Source organism: Actinophytocola sp. (genome assembly GCF_050699935.1).
Classification (GTDB): Bacteria; Actinomycetota; Actinomycetes; order Mycobacteriales; family Pseudonocardiaceae; genus Actinophytocola.
The window spans coordinates 1-23,451 of the sequence record NZ_JBOHGB010000071.1; the positions used below are offsets into that span (position 1 = coordinate 1).

Below are 23,451 nucleotides of genomic sequence, written 5' to 3' on the forward strand. Positions count from 1 at the left end.
GCGGCCGGCTCGACCTCGAAGAGCGCCGGGCCGTCGTCGGTCCGCGCGAGCGCCAGCAGGAGGCTCGCGGTGTCGCCGTCCAGCACGTACGCGGCCGAGCCCGACACGAGCCAGCCATCCCCGGTCCGCCGCGCGGTGCACGCCGGGGTCGACCGGCCGTGCACGCCAGCGCGGTGACCTCGCCGCCCGCGACCCGCACCACCGACGCGGGTTCCGCGCCCGCGGAGACGAGCGCGGTCGCGGAAAGCACCGAGCCCAGCATCGGAGCGGCGGCCAGCGTGCGACCCAGCTCGTACCGCACGACGAACACCTCGGCCGGTCCGGCGCCCAGCCCACCGGACCGCGCCGGCACGAGCAGCGCCGGCGCGCCGATCCCGGTCAGCGCCGGCCACGGGTCGGCCGCCCTGGTCAGCTGCCGGCGCACGGTGTCGCGCAACGACAGCTGGTCCTCGGTGAGTCGCATACCGTGATCTAATCGAACAGTTGCTTGGTTGCCTGGGGCGTCCCGCCTTGGTACTGGTTCGATATTCTCGGGCGACGGGTCGGGGACCTGGAGACGACGCACGCGAGGAGACCTGGTCATCGAGAAGGGTGCACTGGTCGCTGGCCGTTATCGGTTACTTGAGCAGGTCGGCAGCGGCGCGATGGGTGTGGTGTGGAAGGCGGAGGACGAGCGCCTCGGCCGAACGGTCGCAATCAAGCGCCTGCTGGTCCGCTACGCGGTATCGGAAGCGCAGTCCGAGGAGACCCGACGACGAGCCATGCGCGAGGCGCGGATCGCCGCCCGCCTGCAACACCGCAACGCGATCGCGATGTTCGACGTCGCCGAGCACGAGGGCGACCCCTGCCTGGTGATGGAGTTCCTGCCCTCCCGCAGCCTCTCCGCGGTGCTCACCGAGCGCGGCACGCTCCCACCCGAGGAGGTCGCCGAGATCGGAAAGCAGGTCGCGTCCGCGCTCGCCGCCGCGCACGCGGTCGGCATCGTGCACCGCGACGTCAAGCCGGGCAACATCCTGCTCGCCGACAACGGCACCGTGAAGATCACCGACTTCGGCATCTCCAAGGCACTCGACGAAGGCACGGTCACCACGCAGACCGGCATCGCCGGCACACCCGCCTACCTCGCGCCCGAGATCGCCCGCGGCGGGGACCCGAGCCGCGCGTCCGACGTGTACTCCCTCGGCTCGACGCTCTACCACGCCGTCGAGGGCCGCCCGCCCTTCGGCACGAACTCCAACCCGCTGGCCCTGCTGCACGCCGTCGCGTCCGGCAACGTGCGGCCGCCGCACAACGCCGGCCCGCTCGCCGACACGCTGTCCAACCTGATGCGGCCCGACCCGGCGACCCGGCCGACCATGGTCGTCGCGGCCGCCGCGCTCGCCAACCCCGCCGCCGCGAAGACCGAGCCGATGAAGCCCACCCCGGCCGCCGCCATGCCCGAGCCGACACGGCCGGTCGCCGTGCTGCCCGCGCCGGCGCCCCACCCGACCCGGCCGGCCGCGCCCGCCACCACCCTGCCGACCGCGGCCGCACCGCCGCCGCGGACCACCGACCCCTCGCGCCGCAACCTGGCCATCGTCGCGTTCACCGCGCTGCTCGTGGTGGCCGGTGTGGTGGCCGCGATCCTGATGCTCAACAACGACAGGAAGTCCAGCGGCAACGCCTCGCCGGGCGGCGCCGTCGACCAATCGACGGCCCAGCGGTCCGAGCCGCCGGAGCCGTCCTCGACGACGACACCGTCGCCATCCGACGACGCGAGCACGAGCACGGCGAACGAGCCGATCGAATTCAGCGAGGCCGGCGAGCTCGTGATCGCCTACTACGGCGACGTGCAGAACACGGCCGAGCGGTTCGCGATGCTGTCCGGCAACGCCCAGGCGCAGTTCGGCGGCCAGGACGGGTTCCGGCAGTACTGGTCCCAGTTCAGCGACGTGAGCTCGCAGAACGCGCAGGGCGTCACGAAGAACGCGGACGGCTCGGTGAACGTGCCGGTCGACGTCAGCTACACCAAGGGCGACTCCTCGTCCGAGCAAGACCGGGAGGTGCGGGTGACGCGGGAGGACGGCAAGCTGGTCATCGACTCGAAAGCGACCTGAGCACCCGTTCCCGGTGCCACGACTGGGTTCCCCACGCCGACCGAGACGCGCGCACCTTCGTCGGCCACAGTCCCAGGTCGTACTCGAGCGGGTAGCCGACCGCGCCGTGCACCCGCAACGTCGTGCGCGCCGCACGGTAGGCGGCGTCCGTACCTCGTCCCGGAAGCCACCACGGCGGGCGGCAGGTCAAGATCCACGGGCGTCCCGCATCGACCGGGCGTCCATGCCGGCGAGTGGGTCGGCCGACGTCTCCGCGCCTGGTTCACCGCGCGCTTGGTGAGCGCCAGCCCGAACCGGGGCATCCGCGCGATCCGGCCAGCCAGCGCGAGCGTCACGCGGGGTTGTCGTACCTGCTGGTGCCGATGGACCAGCCGGGCGTCGAGGTTCATCCCATCACGCAACTGACCGGCGGCTCGGAGTTCAACGAGGTGTTCTTCGACGGCGCTCGCACGGCCCGCGGCCTCGTGGTCGGCGAGGCCGGAGGCGGCTGGGCGGTGGCGACGCGGACGCTCGCGCTCGACGCGGCGCGGCGACGCTCGGCCAGCAGGTCGGCTTCCGCCGCGAGCTGGACGCGCTGGTCGCCCGGGCGCGGCTGAGCCTGGAGGTGATGCGCGCACGCGCTGCGCACCATCGGCGAAGCCGCCGGCGCGTCGGTGACGAAGTTGGTCTGGGCCACTTGGCACCGCTCGCTCGGCGAGCTGGCGATGGACGTGCTCGGCGCGGCCGGCCTCGTGGCACCGGGTGACGAGTTGGCCGAGTGGCAGCGGTTGTACCTGATCAGCCGGGTGGACACGATCTACGGCGGGTCCAACGAGATCCAGCGCGACATCATCGCCGAGCGCGTGCTCGGCGTGCCCCGGGAGGCCCGCCCGTGATCCCGCCCTACCCGGCCGGCCGGCACCTGCTGGCCGGCAAGGTCGTCTTGGTCACCGCGGCGGCCGGTACCGGCATCGGCTCCGCCGCTGCACGGCGCTGTCTCGAGGAGGGCGCGCGGGTGGTCGTCGGCGACCAGCACGAACGCCGCCTCGCCTCGACCGCGGCCGGGCTGACGGCGGACTTCGGCGACGTCACCGACGAGGCCGAGGTCCAGGCCTTGATCACGGGGGCTGCCGCGCACTTCGGCCGGCTCGACGTGCTGATCAACAACGCCGGCCTGGGCGGGACCGCGTCGGTGCTGGAGATGACCGACGAAGAGTGGAACCCGGGTGCTCGACGTGACGCTGACCGGGACCGTCCGCTGCACGCGGGCGGCGCTGCGGCTGCGGGTCGAGCGGGGCGGCGGCGCGGTGGTGAACAACGCGTCGGTGGTCGGCTGGCGGGCGCAGCGGGCAGGCGCACTACGCGGCGGCGAAGGCGGGCGTGCTGGCGCTGACCCGCTGCGCGGCGAAGGACGTTGCCGCGCACGGGATCCGGGTCAACGCGGTGGCGCCGAGCCGGGCCGCGGAGCCGTGGGAGGTGGCGACCGTGATGGTGTTCCTGGGCAGCGACCACGCGTCCTACCTCACCGGCGAGGTGATCGCGGTCAGCAGCCAGCACCCGTGACGACTATGGTGTCGATCACCGGAACCTCAGGGGTACCGTGACGGCACCCAGCCACAATCAACCGGATAACCGCACCGTTCGCTCGGACGCAACCGACACATAGAATTCCGGGGAGGCGGCACTGTGCTGATGCCGGTCACGGACTCGATGTTCCTCCTCGCCGAGTCGCGTGAGCATCCGATGCACGTCGGTGGGCTGCAGCTGTTCGAGCTGCCCGACGGTGCCGGGCCGGACTACGTGAGCGACTTCCACCGCGAGCTGCTGGGGCTCGCCGACGTGCGACCGCTGTTCCGCCGCCGCCCGCGCGGCCCGGTCGGCACGGTCGGCCAGTTCGCCTGGGCCAACGACGACCAGCTCGACATCGAGTACCACGTGCGGCACTCCGGGCTGCCGCGGCCGGGCCGGGTGCGTGAGCTGCTGGAGCTGGTGTCGCGGCTGCACGGCACGCTGCTGGACCGGCACCGTCCGATGTGGGAGTTCACGGTCATCGAAGGCTTGCAGGGCAACAGGTTCGCCACGTACAGCAAGATCCACCACGCGCTGCTGGACGGCGTGTCGGCGCTGCGGCTGCTGCAGAGCTCGCTGTCCGAGGACCCCGCCGAGCTGGGCGTGCGGCCACCGTGGTCGCCGCGGGTGCGGACGAACGTGTTCGACAAGCCGCGCCGGTCCGCGGACGGCGACCCGTTCACGGCGGCCGGCCGGCTGGTGAAGGACGTCGCCGGCCTGGGTGGGGCGGCGGCGAAGGTGGTGAACGAGGCAGTCCGCGAGCAGTCGGCGACGCTCGCGTTCCAGGCCCCGAAGTCGCTGTTCAACGTGCCGATCACGGGGGCCCGCCGGTTCGCCGCGCAGGGCTGGCCGCTGGAGCGCATCAAGGCCGTCGGCGGCGCGGCGGGGGCGACGATGAACGACGTGATGCTGGCGATGTGCGCGGGTGCGCTGCGCCGGTACCTGCTGGACCTGGGCGCGCTGCCGGACCGCCCGCTGGTGGCCGCGGTGCCGATGTCGCTGCGTGCCCGTTCCGGTGGCTTCGCCGCGGAGGGTTCGCTGGGCGGCAACGCGATCGGCCTGATCCTGTGCAACCTGGCCACCGACGAGGCCGACGCGGCGGTACGCCTGGCGACGATTCACGACTCGATGCTCAAGGGCAAGGCGGTCTACCACGGCATGAGCCGCCTGCAGATCACGGCCCTGAGCGCGATCCCGTTGATCCCGCTGGCGATCGGCACGGTCCCGGGCCTCACGACGCTCACGCCGCCGGGCTTCAACGTGCTGATCTCGAACGTGCCGGGGCCCCGCGCGCCGCTGTACTGGAACGGCGCGCGGATGCAGGGCGTGTACCCGCTGTCGATCCCGTACGAGGGCCAGGCCCTGAACATCACGGTGACGAGCTACGCGGACAACCTGGAGTTCGGCCTCACCGGCTGCCGCCGCACCGTCCCCCACCTCCAACGCCTCCTGGCCCTCCTGGAGGAATCCCTCCAAGACCTGGAAAAGGCCACCGCCTAGCTCCGCGAGGTCAGGTGGTAGGTAGGTGGGCGAGGGTTTCGGTGGCTCGGTCACGAAGCCGGTGATCAGGGCCTCGCGGGTGGGGAGGTCGTCGATCGCGCCGACTACCTGGCCCGCGGCGAGCGCGCCGCGGTGCACGTCCTGCGGGTCGATGCCGTTGATCGCGGCCTTCGCGGCCCGCACGACCCGGGTGTCCTTCGCCGCGATCTCCCCGGCCAGCGCCAGCGCCACACCGTCCAGTTCGGACACCGGAACCACGCGGTACACCGAGCCGTGGTGGTACAGGTCAGATGCTGCGGCACCAGGCGCGCCAGGTGAGTCGGCTTGTCGAAGTCGTAGTACGCCCCGTGATGCTCCACCATCCCGCCGCCGAGGATCAGCCGGATCACCTCGATCGCCTCGTCGGCCCGCGCGCCTCGGTGGTCGAACCGCCCGCCGCACCACCGGGTCTCCTCCGGCGACCAGTCCAGCCCGAACCCCGAGCCCGAACCGGTTGCCGGTGAGGACGGCGACCGTGCCGACCTGGCGGGCGAGCAGCACCGGGTCGCGCGGGTTGAGCTTGAGCACCTGGGTGTAGAAGCGGATCCGGCTGGTGATCGCCCCCCATCGTCGCCGCGGCGACCAGCGGGTCGGCCTCGGAGTCCGGGTTCACCGGGCTCGGCCCGGCCGAACACGATCGTCATCGACGAGGACGACCGGCCCGTCGAGCGCGGCCGGATCGCGCGCGGCGGCCACGTTCCGCTCGGCTACTACCAGGATCCGGAGAAGTGCGCGACGATCTTCGTGGAGGTCGACGGCGACCGCTATGTGGTGCCCGGCGACTTCGCCCGGCTCGAGGAGGACGGCACGATCACCTTGCTGGGCCGGGGAAACACGTGCGTCAACACGAGCGGCGAGAAGGTGTTCGGCGATGAGGTCGAGGAGGCGCTCAAGTCCCACCCGAAGGTCTTCGACGCGCTCGTGGTCGCCGTGCCCGACGACCGGCTCGGCCAGCGGGTGGCCGCGCTGGTGCAGGCACGCCCCGGCGCGGCGGTCGACATCACCGCACTCGACGCGCACGTCCGGCGACGACTCGCCGGCTACAAGGCGCCGCGGAGCATGTGGTTCGTGGCCGAGGTCGGCCGGCTGACGAGCGCGAAACCGGACTACCGCTGGGCGACGGAGCACATCGAGCGGCACGAGCCGGCCTGGCACGCGGCGACCGAGGCACAACCGCGGGCTTCCGCCGGAGGCCGCATGCGAACGTCGTTGGGTGACATGTTCGGCGTCGAGCACCCGATCTTCGGCTTCTCCCCGTCCGAGCACGTGGCGGCCGCCATCAGGCGCGCGGGCGGGCTCGGGGTGCTCGGCTGCGTGCGGTTCAACGACCCGGCCGAGCTCGACGCCACACCGCGACCGACCTGTCCGCGATGATCCCGAAGGGGCACAAGGACTTCGTCGAGCCCACGCTGCTCAAGGTCGGCGTGCCGCCGCTGTCCGGCGATCCGGAGACCGACGCGGGCGTGCTCGGCTGGCTGCACTCGGTCGCACGGTCCCATGTGGACGTCGCGCTCGGGCACCGGATCGGCCTGATCGCCAACGCGCTCGGCTCCCCGCCGGTGGACGTCATCGAGCGGGCGCACGCCGCCGGCGTGCCGGTCGCGGCCCTCGCGGGGAAGGCCGAGCACGCGGTGCGGCACTCGGACAACGGCGTGGACGTCGTCGTGGCACAGGCCTACGAGGCCGGCGGGCACACCGGCGAGATCGCGTCGATGGTGCTGATCCCGGAGGTCGTCGACGCCGTCGGCGAGCGTGTCCCGGTGCTCGCGGCGGGCGGCATCGGCAGCGGCCGGCAGGTCCTCGCCGCGCTCGCGCTCGGCGCGGCCGGCGAGTGGATGGGCTCGTACTGGCTGACCACGGCCGAGTACCGGCTCGGCACCGGTCCGGACACGCTGCTGAAGGCCGGCTCGGACGACACCGTGCGGTCGCGGATCTACACCGGCAAGCCGGCCCGCCCGCTGCGCAACCGCTGGACCGAGGCGTGGGCGGACTCGGACGCACCGGAGCCGCTGCAGAACCCCGCTGGTCGGCGAGGCCCACCAGCGGATGATGCGGGCCGGCGACCCGGACGTGGTGGCCACGCCGGTCGGCCAGATCGTGGGCCGGATGAACGACGTCCGCCCGGTCGCCGACCTGATGGCGGGGCTGCTCGCGGAACTCGAGGAGGCCAAGGCCAGACTGGAGAAGTGAGTATCAGGACCCTGTCGTCGCGGATCGTGTACGAGAACCCGTGGATGACGCTGCGCGAGGACCAGATCGAGCTCGCCGACGGGTCGCGCGGTGTCTACGCGGTGGTGGACAAGCCGGACTTCGCGCTGGTGATTCCGTTCGAGAACGACGGCTTCCACCTCGTCGAGGAGTACCGCTACCCGCTGGGCGGCCGCTACTGGCAGTTCCCGCAGGGCACGTTCGGCGAGGGCCGGACGGGCACGCCCGAGGAGCTGGCCGCGGCCGAGCTCGGGGAGGAGACGGGGTTCACCGCGGGCCGGCTGCAGTGCCTCGGCTACCTGCACTGCGCGCACGGTGTGACCGGGCAGGGCTTTCACGTGTTCCTGGCGACGGACCTCACGCCCGGCGAGCCGCGGCGGGAGGTCACCGAGCAGGACATGCGCGCACAGTGGTTCCCGCGCGGCGAGGTCGAGCGGATGATCCGGGACGGCGTGATCACCGACGACTCGACCCTCGCCGCGTACCTGCTGCTCAGCATGCGGGAGAGCTGAGCCTCACCCGCTCTTGCGGCGGAACGTGCGCTTGTTCGCGGCGGGGCCGTGCGCGTCGTGGACCTTCGACCGTGCGTCGGCGTGCCCTTCGCCCATACGGGTCCTGGCCTGCTTGCGCTCCAGCGCCTCCCGGAATCGCGCTTTCACATCGTCCTGGTCGGTCTCGGTCTCCGTGTCGCTGGTCGCGGCGGTATCCGGTTCGTCGGGCATGCCGTCAGCGTCGCATGGACCGGGCGCCCCAGTCGAGCCGAATAGGATCGCTGGATGGGGTAAGCGGCTCGAACCGCAGCTCCGCCCCCTCGCGCCACCACACCGGGTCGGGCGTGCGCCAGCGCTGTGCGGTGAGCGTCCGCTTGAGCACCTTGTACGTCGCGGTGCGCGGCAGGCGCCTGGTCAGCCGGACGAACCGCGGCACCTGCCTCGGGACGAGGTCGGCCTGGGCGGCGAGGAACTTGGCGAACCCGTCCGGGTCGAAGGACGCCTCACCGCGCAGCACGACCGCGGCCATCACCTGGTCGCCGGCCTTCGGATCGGGCACCGCGTACACGACGACCTCGGCGATGTCCGGGTGGCGCAGCAGGATCCGCTCGATCGGTGCGGCGCCCAGCTCCTCCCCGTCCACCCGCAGCCGCTCGCCGGCCCGGCCGACGAAGTAGCAGAAGTCCTGCTCGTCGCGGTAGACCAGGTCACCGCTCCAGAACATGCCCTCGCGCATGCGCTCCTCGTCGGCCGACGGCGCCTTGTAGTAGCCGGAGAACAGGCCCGGGCCGCTGGTGCGGACCAGCTCGCCGACCGCCTCGTCCGCGTTGAGCATCCGGCCCTGCTCGTCGAACCGCGCAGGCGGGCACGGCTGCCCGGTGTCGGGGTCCAGCACGGCCACGTCGCCGCCGGCCTGCCCGATCGACTCCGCGGGCAGCTCGGACGGGTACGTCAGGGCGATGCCGCCCTCGGTCGAGCCGTACGCGTCGACGACCTCGCAGCCGAACCGCTCGGCGAACGCGGCCACGTCCGGCGCCGCGCCCTCGTCGCCGAACATGATGCGCAACGGGTTGTCCGCGTCGTCCTCGTGCGGCGTGGTGCTGAGGATGTAGGACAGCGGCTTTCCGACATAGCAGGCGTAGGTCGCGTCGAACTTCCTGACGTCGTCGAGGAACCCGGCCGCCGAGAACCGCGCGCGCAGCGCCAGGCGCGCACCCGCGGCGAGGCCGACCGACCAGCCGGCCATGATCGCGTTCGAGTGGAACATCGGCATCGCCACGTACGCGGTGTCGGACGGTTCGAGCCCGAAGCGCTCGGCGAGCATCAGGCCGGGCTGGGCGACCTTGGCGTGCGTGCAGCGCACCGCCTTGGGCTCGCCGCTCCTGCCGGACGTGTACATCAGCATGAGCAGGTCGTGCGACGTCACGTCGGCCGGCTCGAGCTTGCTGTGCTGGTGGCGGAACGCGGTCACGTGCCAGGCCGCCGAGTCGACGTCCAGCACGCGCGCGCCGATGTCCAAGCCCTGCAACAACTCCACGTACCGGCTGTCGGTCAGCACCACCTGGCAGTCGGCGAGCCGGATGTCACGGACGAGTGCCGCCCCGCGACGGCTGGTGTTCAACCCGACCAGCACCGCACCGGCGAGCGCGGCCCCGCCGAGCAGGAACGAGAACTCCGGCACGTTGTCGAGCAGCACGCCGACGTGAAACGGGCCGGGGCGGCGCAGGGACCTCAGCAACGCGGCGCGATCGGCGGACTCCTGAACGTGCTCGGCCCAGGTCCACCGGGAGTCCTCGTACACCAGCCCCGGGTTGGAGTCGTCAGCCCGCGCCAGCAACAGCTCTGTGACTGTGGGGAGCGCCTCCCCTGGCGCGGTCATACGAACCTCCGTACCTCATGCGGATCTCACGCCGGCTCGGCGGCCAATGCGGCACCGATGCGCCGCAGTTGCGTGGTAGCACCACCGAAGCTGAACTCATTACGTTTCGCGGCCACAAAATATCGATGCAGTGGGTAGGCCACGTCAATACCCAACCCGCCGTGGACGTGCACAGCGGCATGCGCTAAGCGGTGTCCGCCCTCCGCGGCCCAGTATTTCGCGGTGGCGATCTCCATGTGGGAAGCCAAATTTTCAGAAAGCCGCCATGCCGCCTGCCACAAGGTCCGGCGAATCGCCTCGACATCGACGTAACAATCGGCCAGCCGCTGTCCCCCTGCCTGAAATGTTGCGTTAGGACAGTCGAATTGCACTCTGCCACTTGCATACGCGGCCGTCAGCTGCGGCGCCTGCCTGGTCACGCCCAGCTGAAGGGCGCACAGCCCGACGGTCTCGCGCGCGGCGAGCCACTCGACTATCCGGGTGCCACCACCCGCCGACCCCAGAATCCGGTCGGCCCCGAGCACGACGTCGGCCAACTCGAGCACCGCCGCGGCGTCGCCGTCGACGATCTCCTGCCGGCGAACCGACACCCCCGGAATCCTGTGGAGTGACAAGGAACACAGTCGACCCGTCGGCGGTGTCCGCGGGGACCGGGAACAGGTCCGCGACCGGTCCACTGGGCACCGAGACCTTGGTCCCGCGCAACCGCCACCGGCCCGCTTCACGGGCAGATGCACGTGCATCGTCACGGGCGGCAAGTAGCCGGAGCGGTGGGATCGTCGCCGACCTCCTCCGCGAGCGCGGCGGTCAGCACCACCTCGCCCGCGGCCGCCGGCCCGGCCCACGCCCGCGCACTGCTCCGGCGTGCCGAACTCGGCGATCGCCGCCGCGGCGGCCGCGATGGTCGGCAGGTACGGCACCGGCGCGACGGTCCGACCGATCTCTACGAGCACGGCGCACCGGGCGAGCAGCCCCAGCCCGCCGCCGCCGACGGACACGGGCAGCGCGGCGGACAGCAACCCGGCCTTGGCCAGCTCAGTCCATAGTAGACGGTCGACCGGTCCCCGGTGGCCGCCACCTCGGCGAGTCGTCGACCACCGAGCGGTTCGGCGGGCTGGACGTGGTCGTGAACAACGCCGGTGTGCTGCGCGACCGGATGCTGTTCACCATGTCCGACGAGGAGTGGGACACCGTGCCGCGGGCGCACCTGCGCGCGGCCACTTCCTGTTGTCCCGCAACCCTGCCGCGTACTGGCGCGCCCGGGCCAAGGCGGACGGTGGGACGACGTACGGGCGCGTGGTGAACACGTCGTCGGAGGCGTTCCTGCTCGGCCCGGCGGGGCAGCCGAACTACGCCGCCGCGAAGGCGGGCATCGTGGCGCTTACGCTCGCCACCGCTCGCGGCCTCGCCCGCTATGGCGTGCGGGCCAACGTGATCTGCCCGCGCACCCGCACCGCGATGACCGCGGACGTGTTCGGTGACCCTCCCGAAGGGACGGACCCGCTGCCACCCGAGCACGTCGCCACGCTGGTCACCTACCTGGCCCGCCGGCCGCCGACAGCGGCCGGGTTTTCGTCGTCTACTCCGGGATGGTGGCCACCCGCGGTCGAGCAGCGGTTCGACCGTCCCGCATGGACACTCGAGGAGCTGGACACCGTGGCCGGCGGATACGTGATGTCCCGCAATGAGGATCTCTGTGATGCTTAGCCCGCTCGCGCATCGGAACGAGGTCGGGCTGACCGACGGGCGGCTGCTCGTCGACGGTGCGTGGCGCGCGGCCGCCGACGGTGTCGTGTGGACTCACCGGAACGCGGCGACCGGCGAGGAGATCGGCAGGTTCCCGGTCGCCACGGTGTCCGATGTGGACGCCGCTGGCCGGGCGGCGCGGCGGGCGTTCGACGAGGGCGGCTGGCCGGGCACCCGGGCCACCACGAGGATCCGGCTCATGCACCGGTACGCGAACCTGCTCCGCGAACACGCCGCGGAGCTGCGCGGCCTCCAGGCTCTGGACAACGGCGTGCCGCTGTCGTTCTCCGCCAACATCTACGCCACCGGGTCGAGGCCGCCCGTTCACTTGGACACGTCGCGGACCGAGTCCTGGATGGCGCGTTGCACCCGGGTGATCGCGATGGACACGCGAGACAGTATAGAACGTGTTTCAGTTTCACCCGGCAACTCATCGCCTGAGCCGGTAGTAGGCTAGCGATCAGCAGCCTGGAACACGTTTCGACCAGGGGACCTACGGATGGCACGACCGCGCACCTCGAGGGCGAACGCGCTGAACACGCTCACCGACGACGAGCTCGGCTCGGCGGCACAACGCGACCGACGCAAGCGGATCCTGGACGCCACGATCGCGCTGGCCGCCAAGGGCGGGTTCGAGGCGGTGCAGATGCGTGCCGTCGCGGAGAAGGCGGACGTCGCGCTCGGCACGCTGTACCGCTACTTCCCGTCCAAGATCCACCTACTGGTGTCCGGCCTCGCGCGCGAGCTGGAGCGGGGTCAGGAACGCGCCGAGCGGTCGACGATCCCCGGCGACACCGCCTATGACCGGCTGCTGTTCGTGCTGAGGCGGATCACCCGCGCGATGCAGCGCGACCCGAACCTGACCGAGGCGATGACCCGAGCGTTCATGTTCGCGGACGCGTCCGCGTCGTCCGAGGTGGACACGGTCGCCAAGCTGATCGAGCGGATGTTCACGCCCGCGCTCCACGGCGGCGTCGGGACCGGCGAGTCGACCGCCGAGGACCGTGCGATCGCCCGGGTGATCGGCGACGTGTGGCTGTCCAATCTGGTCGCCTGGGTCACCCGCCGCGCCTCGGCCGGCGACGTGGCGGACCGGCTCGAGCTGACCGTCCGGCTGCTCGTCCGGGACCGCCGCACCGACGGGTAGCGCACCCGGACGGCGGTGGACGGTGATTCGCCGGCACGGCATGCTGACCCCGTGGTTAGCGAACAGAGTGCGGCCTTCGACCAGATCGGCCGACGGTACGACGAGTCCTTCGTCGAGCGCGACGCGCAGCTCGCGGAGGGCGCCTGGTTGATCGAGCAGCTCGGCCGGCCGGCGCGGGTGCTCGACCTGGGCTGTGGCAGCGGGCTACCGACCGCGAAGCAGCTCCTCGACGCCGGCATCGAGGTCGTGGGCACCGACGAGTCCGCGGTGATGCTGGAGCTGGCCGAGGCGCAGGCACCGGGCGGCACCTACCTGCAGCGCGACCTGCGCGAGCTGAGCGACCTGGGCGAGTTCGACGCGGCGGTCGCGTTCTTCTCGCTGCTCATGCTGACCAGGTCGGACATCCCGCCGCTGTTGCGCCAGCTGCGCGAGCAGTTGCGCGGCCCGCGGCTGCTGCTGATCGCCATGGTGCTAGGCGACTTCGACCGGTTCCCGATCAGTTTCCTCGGCGTGCCGACCGAGGTGTGCGCGTACCCGCCGGACGATCTGCGGAAGGTGCTCTCGGACGCGGACTTCGAGACCGTGGAGCTGCGGGAGGTGGCCGCCGAGGCCGAGCCGAACCGCATCGAGGTGCAGATCTACCTTCGGGCGAAGGCCGAGTGATTCGGCGAGTCCCGGTGTGTCCAGCGCCGCGCCAGTGATCCGACGCGGTTGGTCACTGCGAGTTGGGCTGGCTAGACCCACTCGGCCCGCGAGAGCGCGGCGCGGAGCTTCGCGAGTGCGCGGTGCTGGGTCACCCGGACCGCGGTCGGCGTCAGGCCGACCGTGCTCGCGGTCTCCTGGGCGGACAGGCCCACGACGAGGCGCAGCCGCAGGATCTCCCGTTGCCGTGGGGGCAGCGTGTTCAGCAGGTCGTGGAGGCGATCCCGGAGGTCTGCGGCCATGATCAGCTGCTCGGGACTGGCGCTGGCGTCGACGCCGTCCGGCACGTCGGCCGACGGGTCGGACCGGTCACGGCCGGCGCGGCGGTAGTGGTCGGCCACCTTGTGGGCGGCGATGCCGTACACGAACGGCAGGAATGACTCGGGCTGGTCGTTGTACCGGCCGAGCGCACCGAGCACGGCGACGCAGATCTCCTGCGCGACGTCGTCCGCTGACGAGTACGCGGAACCGCTGCGCCCGATCCGTGACCGGCAGTAACGAACGATTGCCGGACGGATCCACGTGAAGAGGGTCGCGATCGCGTCACGCTCGCCCGCCATGGAGGAGACGACGAGCTCATGGAACGCGGCGCTCTTCAGTCTCGCGAAGATTTCCGTGGCGTCAGACGAGATGACCTGCATGTGAGTGATACTCGTAAAGATGCGCTGATCAGCAACAGAGTCAAAAGGCCCTGTCGGGCTAGCGCAGGTGCATCTTCAACTACCTCGGCCGCCTCTCACCCGCCGACTACCCTGCGAAGGCGGGCCCGGCCGCCACTCGCTCATCCGAACGGTAGAACCGTGATCGACTATCGATCGCTCGCGCCCGCAAGAATTGATCATGGATTGGGCGGACACGCGCCGTCACCAACACGATCCGTTCGGCGTGCGGCTCGCCGGTGGGCACGAGCCGTGCGGGCCACTCACCCGCCAAGGCGGCATCGCCACCGATCCGATTGCCGCGATACTCGCCGACCTGCGATTCTCGTCGGGTCGGGCCCTCGTAGACGCCTGCCGGACGAGTCGGCCGGGGGCCTGGGACCGACCTGTCGGCGGGCGGCCCTCGGCGGATGCACCCGTCGACCGACGCGAACACCCGCGCGCGGTCGTACGCCGTGACGACGGGCGAAACCGGACTGTACGGTCTCTATTTCGCGGCATCGACAGTTCTCCCGGAGCGCGCGGCGCGCCGGGGCGCCGCGTTCGCCGAGGCGTTAGTTGATCATTACCGGTCTTCCGGGCGCACGCGTATGCGCAGGCAAGACGCCGTTCGGAAATTGCGCGCGCGAGTTGTCACGCGCCGGCTTCGTTTGTCGGCGATTACTCCCAAAGCCGACGATCACAGCACCTAACCGATAGCACCGGTCGTACGCTTATCCGGTGACCAGCACGGCACTGGAAGAGCTGGCGGAAACCTTCGTGGAGCTGGCCGACGCGGTCGTCGACAAGGTCGAGCTCGACGACTTCCTGAACCTGCTCGCGGACCGGTGCGTGCGCCTGCTGGACGTGTCCGCGGCCGGGTTGTCGCTGGCGAGTGTGGGCGGCGAGCCGTACGCGGTGGGTGCGTCCGGCGAGCGGGCCCGGGTGCTGGCACTGCTCACGGACGGCCCCGGCCCGGCCAGCCACCGGACCGGCGCGCCGGTCGTCGTCCCGGACCTGACCACGCCGCACTGGCCGGAGTTCACCACGGCCGCCACGACCGCGGGGTTCGCGTCCGCCCACGCCCTGCCGATGCGCGTGCGGACCGAGGTGATCGGCGCGCTGACGCTGCTCCGCACGGTGCCGGGCGTGCTGGACGAGGTCACCGAGCGGATCGCCCAGGCCCTGGTCGACGTCGCGACCATCGGGCTGATGCAGGTCAGGGCGCTGCGCCGGCAGGAGGACCTGACCGCGCAGCTGCAGCACGCGCTGAACAGCCGGGTGGTCATCGAGCAGGCGAAGGGCGTCACGGGCGAGCGGCTCGGGCTCGGCATGAACGCCGCGTTCGACGCGCTGCGCCACTACGCGCGAAGCAACAACCTGCGCATCGCCGACCTGGCGACCTCGGTCGTCGACGGAACCTTCGACACCGGACGGCTCGTGCCACCGTCCTAGCGGTCCGGCGAGTGGTTCATAACGAATCGGCTCGCGGGTTAACCCGTGGAAGGGACCTGCTTCGCCGACGGGGTCAGCCGGTCGATCGAGTCGTGCATGTGCGCCTCGATCAGTCGCAGCAACTGCTCCTCGTCACCGTCGGAGATCGCGTCCACGAGCACGCGATGCTCGGTGACGAGATCCTGCGGCCGCGGGTAGTGCTCCTGCAGCGCGGCGAGGCACATGCGGGTCTCCACGAGCAGCGTCTGCGCCATCCGCTCCAGGCGCGAGTTTCCCGAGCAGCTGACCAGCGTCAGGTGGAACGCCTGGTCCGCGTCGCTCATCGCGTTGCGGGCGGCGGACTCGGCCGCGGCCACCAGGTTGTCGAGCGACTCGGTCAGCCGGACCACCGCCTCGCCGCGGTTGCCGTGCATGACCAGCTCGCACGCCGACCGCTCGATCGCGAGCCGCGCGAGGTAGATGTCGCGCACGTCCTGTCCGTCGAGGTCGATGACGAACAGGCCCCGGTGCCGCTCCCCGCGCAGCAGGCCCTCCTGCACCAGCCGCTGCATCGCCTCCCGCAGCGGGCCGCGGCTCACCTCGAACCGGGCCGCCAGCTCCGCCTCGCCGAGCTGGCACCCGGGCTCGAACACCCCGTACATGATCGCCGAACGTAACTGGTCGGCGATGAGCTCGGCAGTCGACTGCCTCGTCACCGGTTCGAGCTCGCCCAGCTCACTCACGGCCCCAGGTCCTCCATTCAGGTTGCGAACAAGGCACCCAGCCCGGGTCGTGGTGCGGTGTCGCCGATCAGCCGCAGCCCCTCCCAGACACTCACCTGGTTCGCGGTCAGCACCGGCTTGCCCAGTCGCTGCTCGAGATCGTCCAGCCACGCCACCGTGTGCAGCGCCGTGTCCGGCACCAGCACGGCCTCGGCGTCGGCGTGGTCGTTGGCGGCGACGAAGTCCAGCACGTCCTCCCGGCCGAGCGTGCCGACCTCCGCCGCGGTGACGATTCCCTTGCAGGACAACGAGACCACCGTGATGTCCGCCTGCGCGAGGAACTCGGCGAACCGGTCGGCCACGTCCCGCGGGTAGGTCGCGGCCACCGCCACGCGACGCAGCCCGAGGTGGCGGGCCGCGTTGACGAAGGCGAAGGACGTGCTCGACGCCGGCACGTCGGCCGCCGCACGCACGCCGTCCACCTGGGCCGCCGCGCCGTCCCAGCCGAAGACGAAGCTGCCGCTGGTGCACGCCCACACGGCTGCGTCCACGCCCATCGACCGCAGCGCCCGGGCGCCGTCCCCGAGCACGTCGTCGCCGCCGATGTCGAGCAACGCGTCGACCCGGTGCGCGTCCTCGCGCATCAGCGTGTGCACGACCGGCAGGCGGGCGGCCGCGCCCGACGCCGCGAGCAGCCGCTCCATGGTCGGGTACTCGTCCTCCGCGCTGTGGCCCGGGTACAGGAAACCGACGGTGTGGCTCATGACGGTGTGGCTCATGGTTGTGGACGATCCTATCGGTCAGGCGGCGTGCGTTTCGGTGATCTCGGACAGGGTTTGGCCCGCGGCCATGATCGGCGAACCGATCTGCCGCAGTGCCGACCACATGGTGACCTGGTTCGCGGTCAGCACCGGCTTGTTCAGCAACCGCTCGAGCGGGCTGATGATGTCGTAGGTCGGCACGTTGGTGCAGCTGATGAACAGCCCGTCCGCCTCCGGCACGTCCACGGCGGTCACGGCCTGGACGATCTCGGCGTAACCCACCTTCCAGATGTGGCTCAGCAGTCCCATACCGACGCTCGACACGACCTCCACGCCATGCTCGCCCAGGAACGTGACCAACCGGTTCGTGACGCTGTCGATGTAGGGCGTGACGACCGCGATGCGGTTCAGCCTGAGCACCCGCAGCGCCGCGATCAGCCCTCCGGACGTCGTCGTCGCGGCCGGTGCGCCGGCCGAGAGCATGCTCGCCGTCAGCTCCCGCTCACCCGCCATGCCACCGACGAAGCTGGCCGAGGCACACGCGTAGGTCACCACCAGCGGCTCGGGTGCGAGCACGTCGGCGGTGGCCCGGCGGACCCGGTCGGGGTCACTCAGCTCGGCGGCCATCTCGACGGTCACCGGCACCGGCACGAACGGCAACCTGGTGACGTACAAGGAGATGTCGTCGGGCGCCCACCGCCACAGCTCGCGATCCAGCGCGAAGTCGAACGGCGCCACGACACCGACGCCGCGCTGCGTGAGGAGCTCCGGGCCGATGATCTCGATGGCCCTGTCTCTGGGATACGACATGACGCCCGCCCATCAGTCGCCGAGTCGTTGGTACAGCAGCCGCTCACCGACGCTGCCGGATCGCCAGACGTCGTTGCACGCCTCCGCCATGGCCGGCAGGCCCTCGACGATCGACGCGTACACGTTGCCGGGCACCCAGCCGACATCGCCGTTGAGCAGGATGTTGTTCCGGCCGTAGAAGATCGCCAGATCGATCACGCCGGGCAGGGCCTCGAGCCCCTTCTCCTCCTTGAACGCGCGATCGAGCATGCCGCCGTGGAAGTCGAAGAAGATCACGTCGCCGGGGATGGGCGTGACGGTCGGGTTCTCGAGCCCGATCGGCTCGTCGATGAACCGCTCGACCATGGTGTACACCTCGTTGCGGGCGTACTTCGCATGATGGACGGGACCGGCGTGCGGCAGGGTGCTCCACACGGCGTCACAGGTTCGCGGGGCGTCCTTGTCCAGCAGCTCGGCAACACAGGAGACGCCACGGCGCTCCAGGGTGATCGTCATCAACCTCGGCATCAGCATTCCCTACGGTCAGCAGCACCAGTTGTTCTCTGTCCAGCTCTCCCGCGGGCTGCAGCGACCGCGCTGATTGTTGACAATCATACGAGCGGCACTTACGGTGTCAATCCCTGTGAGCACGCCCCCGTCTGCAGCTGTCGTAATCTTGTATTCCCACTCCGGCGGCACGGGTAAACCGACCGTCACAGAGGAGATCGCGCAGCACGCCGAGGTCCGTTACGCGACGGAGAACGAGCTGGCCGACGCCCTGCCCGGCGCCGACGTGCTGCTGGTCTGGGACTTCCGGTCGCACGCGCTGGCCCGGGCCTGGCCGGCGACGGACTCACTACGCTGGGTACACGCGGCAAGCGCCGGCGTCAACCACGTGCTCACCGACGAGGTCATCGCGAGCGAGGTCGTGGTAACCAACTCTCGAGGCGTCTTCGACCAGCCGATGGCCGAGTACGTGCTCGCCCTCGCGCTCGCCCTGGCCAAGGACCTGCCTGCCACGCTCGGGCTCCAGCGGGAGCGGCGCTGGCTGCACCGCGAGACCGAGCGGCTCGGCGGCAGGCACGCGCTCGTCGCCGGCACCGGCCCGATCGGGAGAGCCATCGGCCGCATGCTCGGCGCGGCGGGCATGACCGTGACCGGCGTCGGACGGCGGGCCCGTGAGTCCGACCCCGACCTGGGCTCGGTGCTGCCGATGGAGGGCCTCGCCGAGGGGCTCGCCGAGGCGGACTACGTCGTGCTGGCCGCACCGCTGACCGACCAGACACGGGGCATGATCGACAAGTCGGCGCTGGCGGCGATGCGGCCGACCGCCCGGCTGATCAACATGGGGCGCGGGCCACTCGTCGTGCAGGACGACCTGGTCGAGGCGCTCGCCGCGGGCGGCATCGCGGGCGCCGCGCTCGACGTGTTCGCCGACGAGCCCCTGCCCGAGGCGTCCCCGTTGTGGGCGATGCCGAACGTGATCGTCTCCCCGCACATGGCCGGGGACGTGGTCGGCTGGCGGTCGGAACTGGTAGCACTGTTCCAGGACAACCTGACGAGGTATCTGGACGGCCGGCCGCTGCGCAACGTCGTGGACAAGCAGCGCGGGTACGTCCGGGAAGGAGCACCGTGACCGACGGCCCGGCCGAGCTGTCCGCGACCGAGCTGCTGGCCGCGTACCGCGCGGGCAGCCTCTCCCCCGTCGAGGTCGCGCGGGACGCGTTGGACCGCATCGCCACGGTCGACGACGCGGTGAACGCCTACTGCCTCGTCGATCCCGACCGGACACTCGCCGACGCGGCCGAGTCGGAGCAGCGCTGGCGCGCGGGCGAACCGCGGGGCCTGCTCGACGGCGTCCCGGTGTCCATCAAGGACATCCTGCTCAGCCGCGGCTGGCCGACCCTGCGCGGCTCGCACACCGTCGACCCGAACCAGGCGTGGGACGTCGACGCGCCGGCGGTGGCGCGGCTGCGCGAGCACAACGCGGTGCTGGTCGGCAAGACCACCACGCCGGAGCTCGGCTGGAAGGGCGTCACCGACAGCCCGCTCACCGGCGTCACCCGAAACCCGTGGGACACCACGAAGACCGCCGGCGGGTCCAGCGGCGGCGCGTCGGCGGCGGTGGCCACCGGCACCAGCCCGATCTCGATCGGCACCGACGGCGGCGGCTCGGTCCGCATCCCCGCGTCGTTCAGCGGGGTCTTCGGCATCAAGCCGACCTACGGCCTCGTGCCGCTCTACCCGGCCAGCCCGTACGGGACGCTGGCGCACATCGGCCCGCTGTCCTGGACCGTGACCGACAGCGCGCTCGCCCTCGACGTGCTGTCCGGCCCGGACAGTCGCGATTGGACAGCCGGGCCTCGGCCGGAGCACCCGGTGTCGGAGACGCTGGAGGCGGGCGTGGCCGGCATGCGGATCGCGTTCAGCCCGCGGCTGGGCTTCGTCCGGGTCGACCCGGAGGTGGCGGCGCTGGTGGACACGGCCGTGCGCACATTCTCCGACCTCGGCGCGCGGGTCGAGCTGGTCGACCCGGTGATCACCGACCCGGTCGAGGCGTTCCACGTGCTGTGGTTCGCCGGCGCGGCGGCGTCCATCGCGTCCCTCTCGCCCGAGCGGCGCGCCCGGCTGGACCCGGCCCTGCTCGAGGTCTGCGAACAGGGCGCGTCGCGGTCCGCGCTCGACTACGTCGCGGCCACCGCGGTACGCGCGGAGCTCGGCCGGACCATGGGCGCCTTCCACGAGCAGTTCGACCTGCTGCTGACCCCGACCATGCCGATCCCCGCGTTCGACGCCGGCGTCGAGGTGCCGACCGGCTCGCGGGAGGCCCGCTGGACGAGCTGGACGCCGTTCACCTACCCGTTCAACATGACCCAGCAGCCGGCGGCGAGCCTGCCGTGCGGGTTCACCGAGACCGGGCTGCCGGTCGGGTTGCAGGTGGTCGGGCCCAAGCACGCGGACGCCCGCGTGTTGACCGCGTGCCGCGCGTTCGAGCGAGCCCGTCCCTGGCAGGGAAAGCGCCCCGCCCTCGCGTGACAGGAAGGACGCCTTCCGGACGCTCGACGTCCGGAAGGCGTCCTTCCATGCGCTACCCTCACCCCGGTAGTTGACTCGCGAGTAGGTAGGATGGTCGGGGTGTCGAACAGCGAGGGTCTGGGCGCCGAGCCGCCCAAGCGCACCGCCATGGGGGCCGCGATGTCGGTGCTGAACCGGCTCGCGGGTGCCCGCGTCGTGGCTCGGCTCGGCATTAAGGATCGGGTGGACCGCGCCGTGTTCCGGGCGACGAAGGCCGGCTTCTCCGCGGCGAACCGCTCGTTCGCCGCGACGAGCAGGCTGGAGCGGCCACACCGGCTGCCGGCCGCCGGCGACAGCGGCGTGTTCGACCTGAACCCGACCGAGGACCAGCAGCTCATCGTGGAGACGGTCCGCGAGTTCGCCGCGGAGCAGGTGCGCCCGGCGGCCGCGGTGGCCGACGACAAGTGCGAGCCGCCGCTCGAGCTGCTCTCGACCGCGGCCTCCCTCGGGATCACGATGATCGGCGTGCCCGAGTCGCTCGGCGGCGTGGCGACCGAGCGCTCGACGGTGACGAACGTGCTCGTGGCGTCCGCGCTCGCGGAGGGCGACCTCGGGCTGGCCCTCGCATGCCTCGCGCCCGCGGCGGTGTCGAACGCCCTCGTGCTGTGGGGCGACGAGACGCAGCAGGCGACCTACCTGCCGCCGTTCCTTGGCGACGACGTGCCCGCGGCGGCGCTGGCGATCCAGGAGCCGCATGCGCTGTTCGACCCGTTCTCCTTGCGTACCAAGGCTTACCGGACGTCCGGCGGGTTCGTGCTGGACGGCGTGAAGTCGCTCGTGCCGCGTGCGTCGGCCGGCGAGCTGTTCGTCGTGGCGGCCGACCTGGACGGGCGCGGGCCGGCGCTGTTCATCGTGGAGTCCTCCTCGGCCGGCCTGTCGGTCGAGGCGGAACCGGCGATGGGCCTGCGGGCGGCGGGGACGGGGCGGCTGATGCTGTCCCAGGTGTCCGTGCCCGCGGCTGCCTTGCTGGGCGGCGCCGACGCCGCGGCGTACGCGGACTGCGTACGGCTGGCCCGGCTGGGCTGGTGCGCGCTGGCCGTCGGCACCGGGCAGGCCGTGTTGTCCTATGTGACCCGTTACGTGAACGACCGGGTGGCGTTCGGGGAGCCGGTGTCGCACCGGCAGGGCGTGGCGTTCAAGGTGGCGGACATCGGCACGGAGCTCGACGGGATGCGGCTGGTGACGTGGCGTGCCGCGGCGCGGGCGTCGCTCGGGCTGCCCTTCGCGCGCGAGGTGACGCTGGCGCGGAACCTGTGCGCGGACAAGGGAATGACGATCGGCAGCGACGGTGTGCAGCTGCTCGGCGGGCACGGGTTCGTCAAGGAGCACCCGGTCGAGCGGTGGTACCGGGACCTGCGGGCGGTCGGCGTACTGGAAGGCGCGGTGCTGGTGTGATCAATCTCGAGGTCCCCCGGAAGTTCACCACGCTCGTCGAACAGGCGCGGCAGGCGGCGATGGCGTTCCTGCGGCCGAACTCGCGCAAGTACGACCGGGCGGAGCACACCTACCCCAAGGAGCTGGACACGTTGGCGGCGCTGCTGGACGGTTTGTCGGCGTCCGGCGGCGGAGCCGGCACGGGCGGCGTGCGCCGGTCCGCGTCGTCGCGGCCGCGCGGGGAAGTCGTCAACGGCGGCAACATGTCGCTGGCGCTGGGCACGATGGAGATGTGCTGGGGTGACGCCGGGCTGCTGCTGTCGATGCCGCGGCAGGGTCTGGGCAACGCCGCGATCGCGTCGGTGGCCGACGAGTCGCAGTTGGCCCGGTACAAGGGAAAGTGGGCCGCGATGGCGATCACCGAGCCGGACACGGGCTCGGACTCGGGTGCCATCCGAACGACTGCCGTCCGAGACGGTGACTCCTATGTGCTCAATGGCGAGAAGATCTTCGTGACGTCCGGCGAGCGCGCCGACTGCGTCGTCGTCTGGGCGACCCTCGACCGCTCGAAGGGCAAGGCGGCCATCAAGTCCTTCGTGGTCGACCGCGACACGCCTGGCTTCGAACTGGTGCGACTCGAGCACAAGCTGGGCATCCGCGCGTCGGACACGGCCCACTTCCGGCTGGACAACGTCCGCGTGCCGGCGTCCAACCTCCTGGGTTCGCCGGAGATCCTGCCGGACAAGGGTTTCGCCGGTGTGATGCAGACGTTCGACAACACCCGCCCGCTGGTCGCCGCGATGGCGGTGGGGATCGCGCGAGCGGCCCTGGAGGAGACCCGTCGCCTGTTGTCGTCGGCCGGGATAGAGGTGGACTACGACCGCACGACCGCCCGCCAGCCGGCCGCGGCCGCTACGTTCCTGGAGCTGGAGGCCGACTACGAGTCGGCGTACCTGCTGACCCTGCAGGCGGCGTGGATGGCCGACAACGGCAAGCCGAACTCCCTACAGGCCTCCTACGCGAAGGCCAAGGCGGGCCGCGCCGCGACCGAGATCACGCTGCGCTGCGTGGAACTGTGCGGCAGCGCGGGCTACACCGAGCACGAGCTGCTGGAGAAGTGGGCCCGGGACGCCAAGATCATGGACATCTTCGAAGGCACCCAACAGATCCAGCAGCTGATCATCGCCCGCAGACTGCTCGGAAAGACCAGTGCAGAACTGAAGTGACCTGCGAAACGAGCCCGACCGTCCATGCCGCGCTTGCACGAAAAGGCGATTGGGGAACCAACGCGGGCGGTCGGAC

At 71.4% G+C, this 23,451-nt stretch carries 20 protein-coding genes and 8 pseudogenes; 17 read left to right on the top strand and 11 right to left on the bottom strand.

The genetic code is table 11. The features are described 5' to 3' along the window. Nucleotides 1–158: 158 nt before the first annotated feature. The 5 genes and pseudogenes from ACRDTB_RS22070 to ACRDTB_RS22090 all read left to right on the top strand — a co-directional run bounded on the left by ACRDTB_RS22070 (nt 159) and on the right by ACRDTB_RS22090 (nt 5,144). A complete protein-coding gene (locus tag ACRDTB_RS22070) occupies nt 159–470 on the top strand; it encodes a hypothetical protein (RefSeq protein ID WP_431433114.1) in 312 nt (103 codons plus the stop codon). A 126-nt stretch (nt 471–596) separates the two neighbouring features. Further along, on the top strand, nt 597–2,096 hold the full coding sequence (locus ACRDTB_RS22075) for a protein kinase domain-containing protein (protein ID WP_431433159.1): 1,500 nt from the start codon (nt 597–599) through the stop codon (nt 2,094–2,096). A gap of 326 nt (nt 2,097–2,422) precedes the next feature. Further along, nucleotides 2,423–2,971: pseudogene (locus ACRDTB_RS22080) on the top strand (acyl-CoA dehydrogenase family protein); the annotation flags it as partial. Continuing rightward, nucleotides 2,968–3,638 (top strand): annotated as a pseudogene (locus ACRDTB_RS22085) (SDR family oxidoreductase). The pseudogenes ACRDTB_RS22080 and ACRDTB_RS22085, both read left to right, overlap by 4 nt. A 129-nt stretch (nt 3,639–3,767) precedes the next feature. Then, nucleotides 3,768–5,144, top strand: a complete 1,377-nt coding sequence (locus ACRDTB_RS22090; protein ID WP_431433116.1) for a WS/DGAT/MGAT family O-acyltransferase — start codon at nt 3,768–3,770, stop codon at nt 5,142–5,144. 129 nt (nt 5,145–5,273) lie between these two features. Here ACRDTB_RS22090 and ACRDTB_RS22095 read toward each other — a convergent pair. Both ACRDTB_RS22095 and ACRDTB_RS22100 read right to left on the bottom strand, forming a co-directional pair. Then, a pseudogene (locus ACRDTB_RS22095) lies at nt 5,274–5,464 on the bottom strand (enoyl-CoA hydratase); the annotation flags it as partial. Between the two features lie 3 nt (nt 5,465–5,467). Further along, a pseudogene (locus ACRDTB_RS22100) lies at nt 5,468–5,775 on the bottom strand (LLM class flavin-dependent oxidoreductase); the annotation flags it as partial. A gap of 338 nt (nt 5,776–6,113) precedes the next feature. On the opposite strand from ACRDTB_RS22100, the pseudogene ACRDTB_RS22105 reads away from it, so the two are divergent. The 3 genes and pseudogenes from ACRDTB_RS22105 to ACRDTB_RS22115 form a co-directional block, all read left to right on the top strand. After that, nucleotides 6,114–6,215, top strand: a pseudogene (locus ACRDTB_RS22105) (hypothetical protein); the annotation flags it as partial. A 165-nt stretch (nt 6,216–6,380) separates the two neighbouring features. Further along, a pseudogene (locus ACRDTB_RS22110) lies at nt 6,381–7,373 on the top strand (NAD(P)H-dependent flavin oxidoreductase). Between the two features lie 44 nt (nt 7,374–7,417). Continuing rightward, the gene (locus ACRDTB_RS22115) at nt 7,418–7,903 is read left to right on the top strand and encodes an NUDIX domain-containing protein (RefSeq protein ID WP_431433161.1); all 486 of its coding nucleotides are present in this window, start codon (nt 7,418–7,420) and stop codon (nt 7,901–7,903) included. A gap of 3 nt (nt 7,904–7,906) precedes the next feature. Here the strand turns inward: ACRDTB_RS22115 and ACRDTB_RS22120 are convergent, their stop codons facing one another. The 4 genes and pseudogenes from ACRDTB_RS22120 to ACRDTB_RS22135 form a co-directional block, all read right to left on the bottom strand. Beyond that, a complete protein-coding gene (locus ACRDTB_RS22120) occupies nt 7,907–8,113 on the bottom strand; it encodes a DUF5302 domain-containing protein (RefSeq protein WP_431433118.1) in 207 nt (68 codons plus the stop codon). A gap of 4 nt (nt 8,114–8,117) precedes the next feature. Continuing rightward, nucleotides 8,118–9,761: a long-chain-fatty-acid--CoA ligase gene (locus ACRDTB_RS22125; RefSeq protein WP_431433120.1), complete on the bottom strand. Its 1,644-nt coding sequence runs from the start codon at nt 9,759–9,761 to the stop codon at nt 8,118–8,120. Nucleotides 9,762–9,787: 26 nt separating this feature from the next. Next, a complete protein-coding gene (locus tag ACRDTB_RS22130; protein ID WP_431433163.1) occupies nt 9,788–10,351 on the bottom strand; it encodes an acyl-CoA dehydrogenase family protein in 564 nt (187 codons plus the stop codon). A 321-nt stretch (nt 10,352–10,672) separates the two neighbouring features. Next, nucleotides 10,673–10,780: pseudogene (locus ACRDTB_RS22135) on the bottom strand (acyl-CoA dehydrogenase family protein); the annotation flags it as partial. Nucleotides 10,781–10,848: 68 nt separating this feature from the next. Between ACRDTB_RS22135 and ACRDTB_RS22140 the strand changes: the two are divergent. The 4 genes and pseudogenes from ACRDTB_RS22140 to ACRDTB_RS22155 all read left to right on the top strand — a co-directional run. Continuing rightward, a pseudogene (locus tag ACRDTB_RS22140) lies at nt 10,849–11,468 on the top strand (SDR family NAD(P)-dependent oxidoreductase); the annotation flags it as partial. Beyond that, complete coding sequence (locus tag ACRDTB_RS22145) at nt 11,461–11,964, top strand: aldehyde dehydrogenase family protein (protein WP_431433121.1); 504 nt, start codon at nt 11,461–11,463, stop codon at nt 11,962–11,964. The pseudogene ACRDTB_RS22140 and the gene ACRDTB_RS22145, both read left to right, overlap by 8 nt. 42 nt (nt 11,965–12,006) lie before the next feature. Next, on the top strand, nt 12,007–12,654 hold the full coding sequence (kstR, locus tag ACRDTB_RS22150) for a cholesterol catabolism transcriptional regulator KstR (protein ID WP_431433123.1): 648 nt from the start codon (nt 12,007–12,009) through the stop codon (nt 12,652–12,654). Between the two features lie 51 nt (nt 12,655–12,705). Further along, a complete protein-coding gene (locus ACRDTB_RS22155) occupies nt 12,706–13,317 on the top strand; it encodes a class I SAM-dependent DNA methyltransferase (protein ID WP_431433124.1) in 612 nt (203 codons plus the stop codon). Nucleotides 13,318–13,388: 71 nt separating this feature from the next. On the opposite strand, the gene shbA is transcribed toward ACRDTB_RS22155, so the two are convergent. Then, a complete protein-coding gene (gene shbA / locus ACRDTB_RS22160) occupies nt 13,389–13,997 on the bottom strand; it encodes an RNA polymerase sigma factor ShbA (RefSeq protein WP_431433126.1) in 609 nt (202 codons plus the stop codon). Between the two features lie 738 nt (nt 13,998–14,735). Here shbA and ACRDTB_RS22165 point away from each other — a divergent pair. Continuing rightward, complete coding sequence (locus ACRDTB_RS22165; protein ID WP_431433127.1) at nt 14,736–15,449, top strand: ANTAR domain-containing protein; 714 nt, start codon at nt 14,736–14,738, stop codon at nt 15,447–15,449. Between the two features lie 38 nt (nt 15,450–15,487). Here ACRDTB_RS22165 and ACRDTB_RS22170 read toward each other — a convergent pair whose 3' ends face one another. The 4 genes from ACRDTB_RS22170 to ACRDTB_RS22185 are packed head-to-tail and all read right to left on the bottom strand — an operon-like array spanning nt 15,488 to nt 18,228. Next, nucleotides 15,488–16,171: a GntR family transcriptional regulator gene (locus tag ACRDTB_RS22170; protein ID WP_431433128.1), complete on the bottom strand. Its 684-nt coding sequence runs from the start codon at nt 16,169–16,171 to the stop codon at nt 15,488–15,490. 17 nt (nt 16,172–16,188) lie between these two features. Beyond that, the gene (locus ACRDTB_RS22175; protein WP_431433130.1) at nt 16,189–16,929 is read right to left on the bottom strand and encodes a maleate cis-trans isomerase family protein; all 741 of its coding nucleotides are present in this window, start codon (nt 16,927–16,929) and stop codon (nt 16,189–16,191) included. 21 nt (nt 16,930–16,950) lie between these two features. Then, entirely contained in the window at nt 16,951–17,721 is a 771-nt protein-coding gene (locus tag ACRDTB_RS22180; RefSeq protein WP_431433131.1) for a maleate cis-trans isomerase family protein, read from the bottom strand. Between the two features lie 12 nt (nt 17,722–17,733). Further along, complete coding sequence (locus ACRDTB_RS22185; protein WP_431433134.1) at nt 17,734–18,228, bottom strand: DUF3830 family protein; 495 nt, start codon at nt 18,226–18,228, stop codon at nt 17,734–17,736. Nucleotides 18,229–18,376: 148 nt separating this feature from the next. Between ACRDTB_RS22185 and ACRDTB_RS22190 the strand changes: the two genes are divergently transcribed. From ACRDTB_RS22190 to ACRDTB_RS22205, 4 genes are all read left to right on the top strand, one after another. Further along, the gene (locus ACRDTB_RS22190) at nt 18,377–19,336 is read left to right on the top strand and encodes a D-2-hydroxyacid dehydrogenase (protein WP_431433136.1); all 960 of its coding nucleotides are present in this window, start codon (nt 18,377–18,379) and stop codon (nt 19,334–19,336) included. Further along, entirely contained in the window at nt 19,333–20,736 is a 1,404-nt protein-coding gene (locus tag ACRDTB_RS22195; RefSeq protein WP_431433138.1) for an amidase, read from the top strand. The genes ACRDTB_RS22190 and ACRDTB_RS22195 overlap by 4 nt, the downstream gene beginning before the upstream one ends. Nucleotides 20,737–20,883: 147 nt before the next feature. Continuing rightward, nucleotides 20,884–22,170, top strand: a complete 1,287-nt coding sequence (locus tag ACRDTB_RS22200; RefSeq protein ID WP_431433165.1) for an acyl-CoA dehydrogenase family protein — start codon at nt 20,884–20,886, stop codon at nt 22,168–22,170. Next, a complete protein-coding gene (locus ACRDTB_RS22205) occupies nt 22,167–23,375 on the top strand; it encodes an acyl-CoA dehydrogenase family protein (protein ID WP_431433140.1) in 1,209 nt (402 codons plus the stop codon). The genes ACRDTB_RS22200 and ACRDTB_RS22205 overlap by 4 nt, the downstream gene beginning before the upstream one ends. The last annotated feature ends 76 nt before the right edge of the window (nt 23,376–23,451 follow it).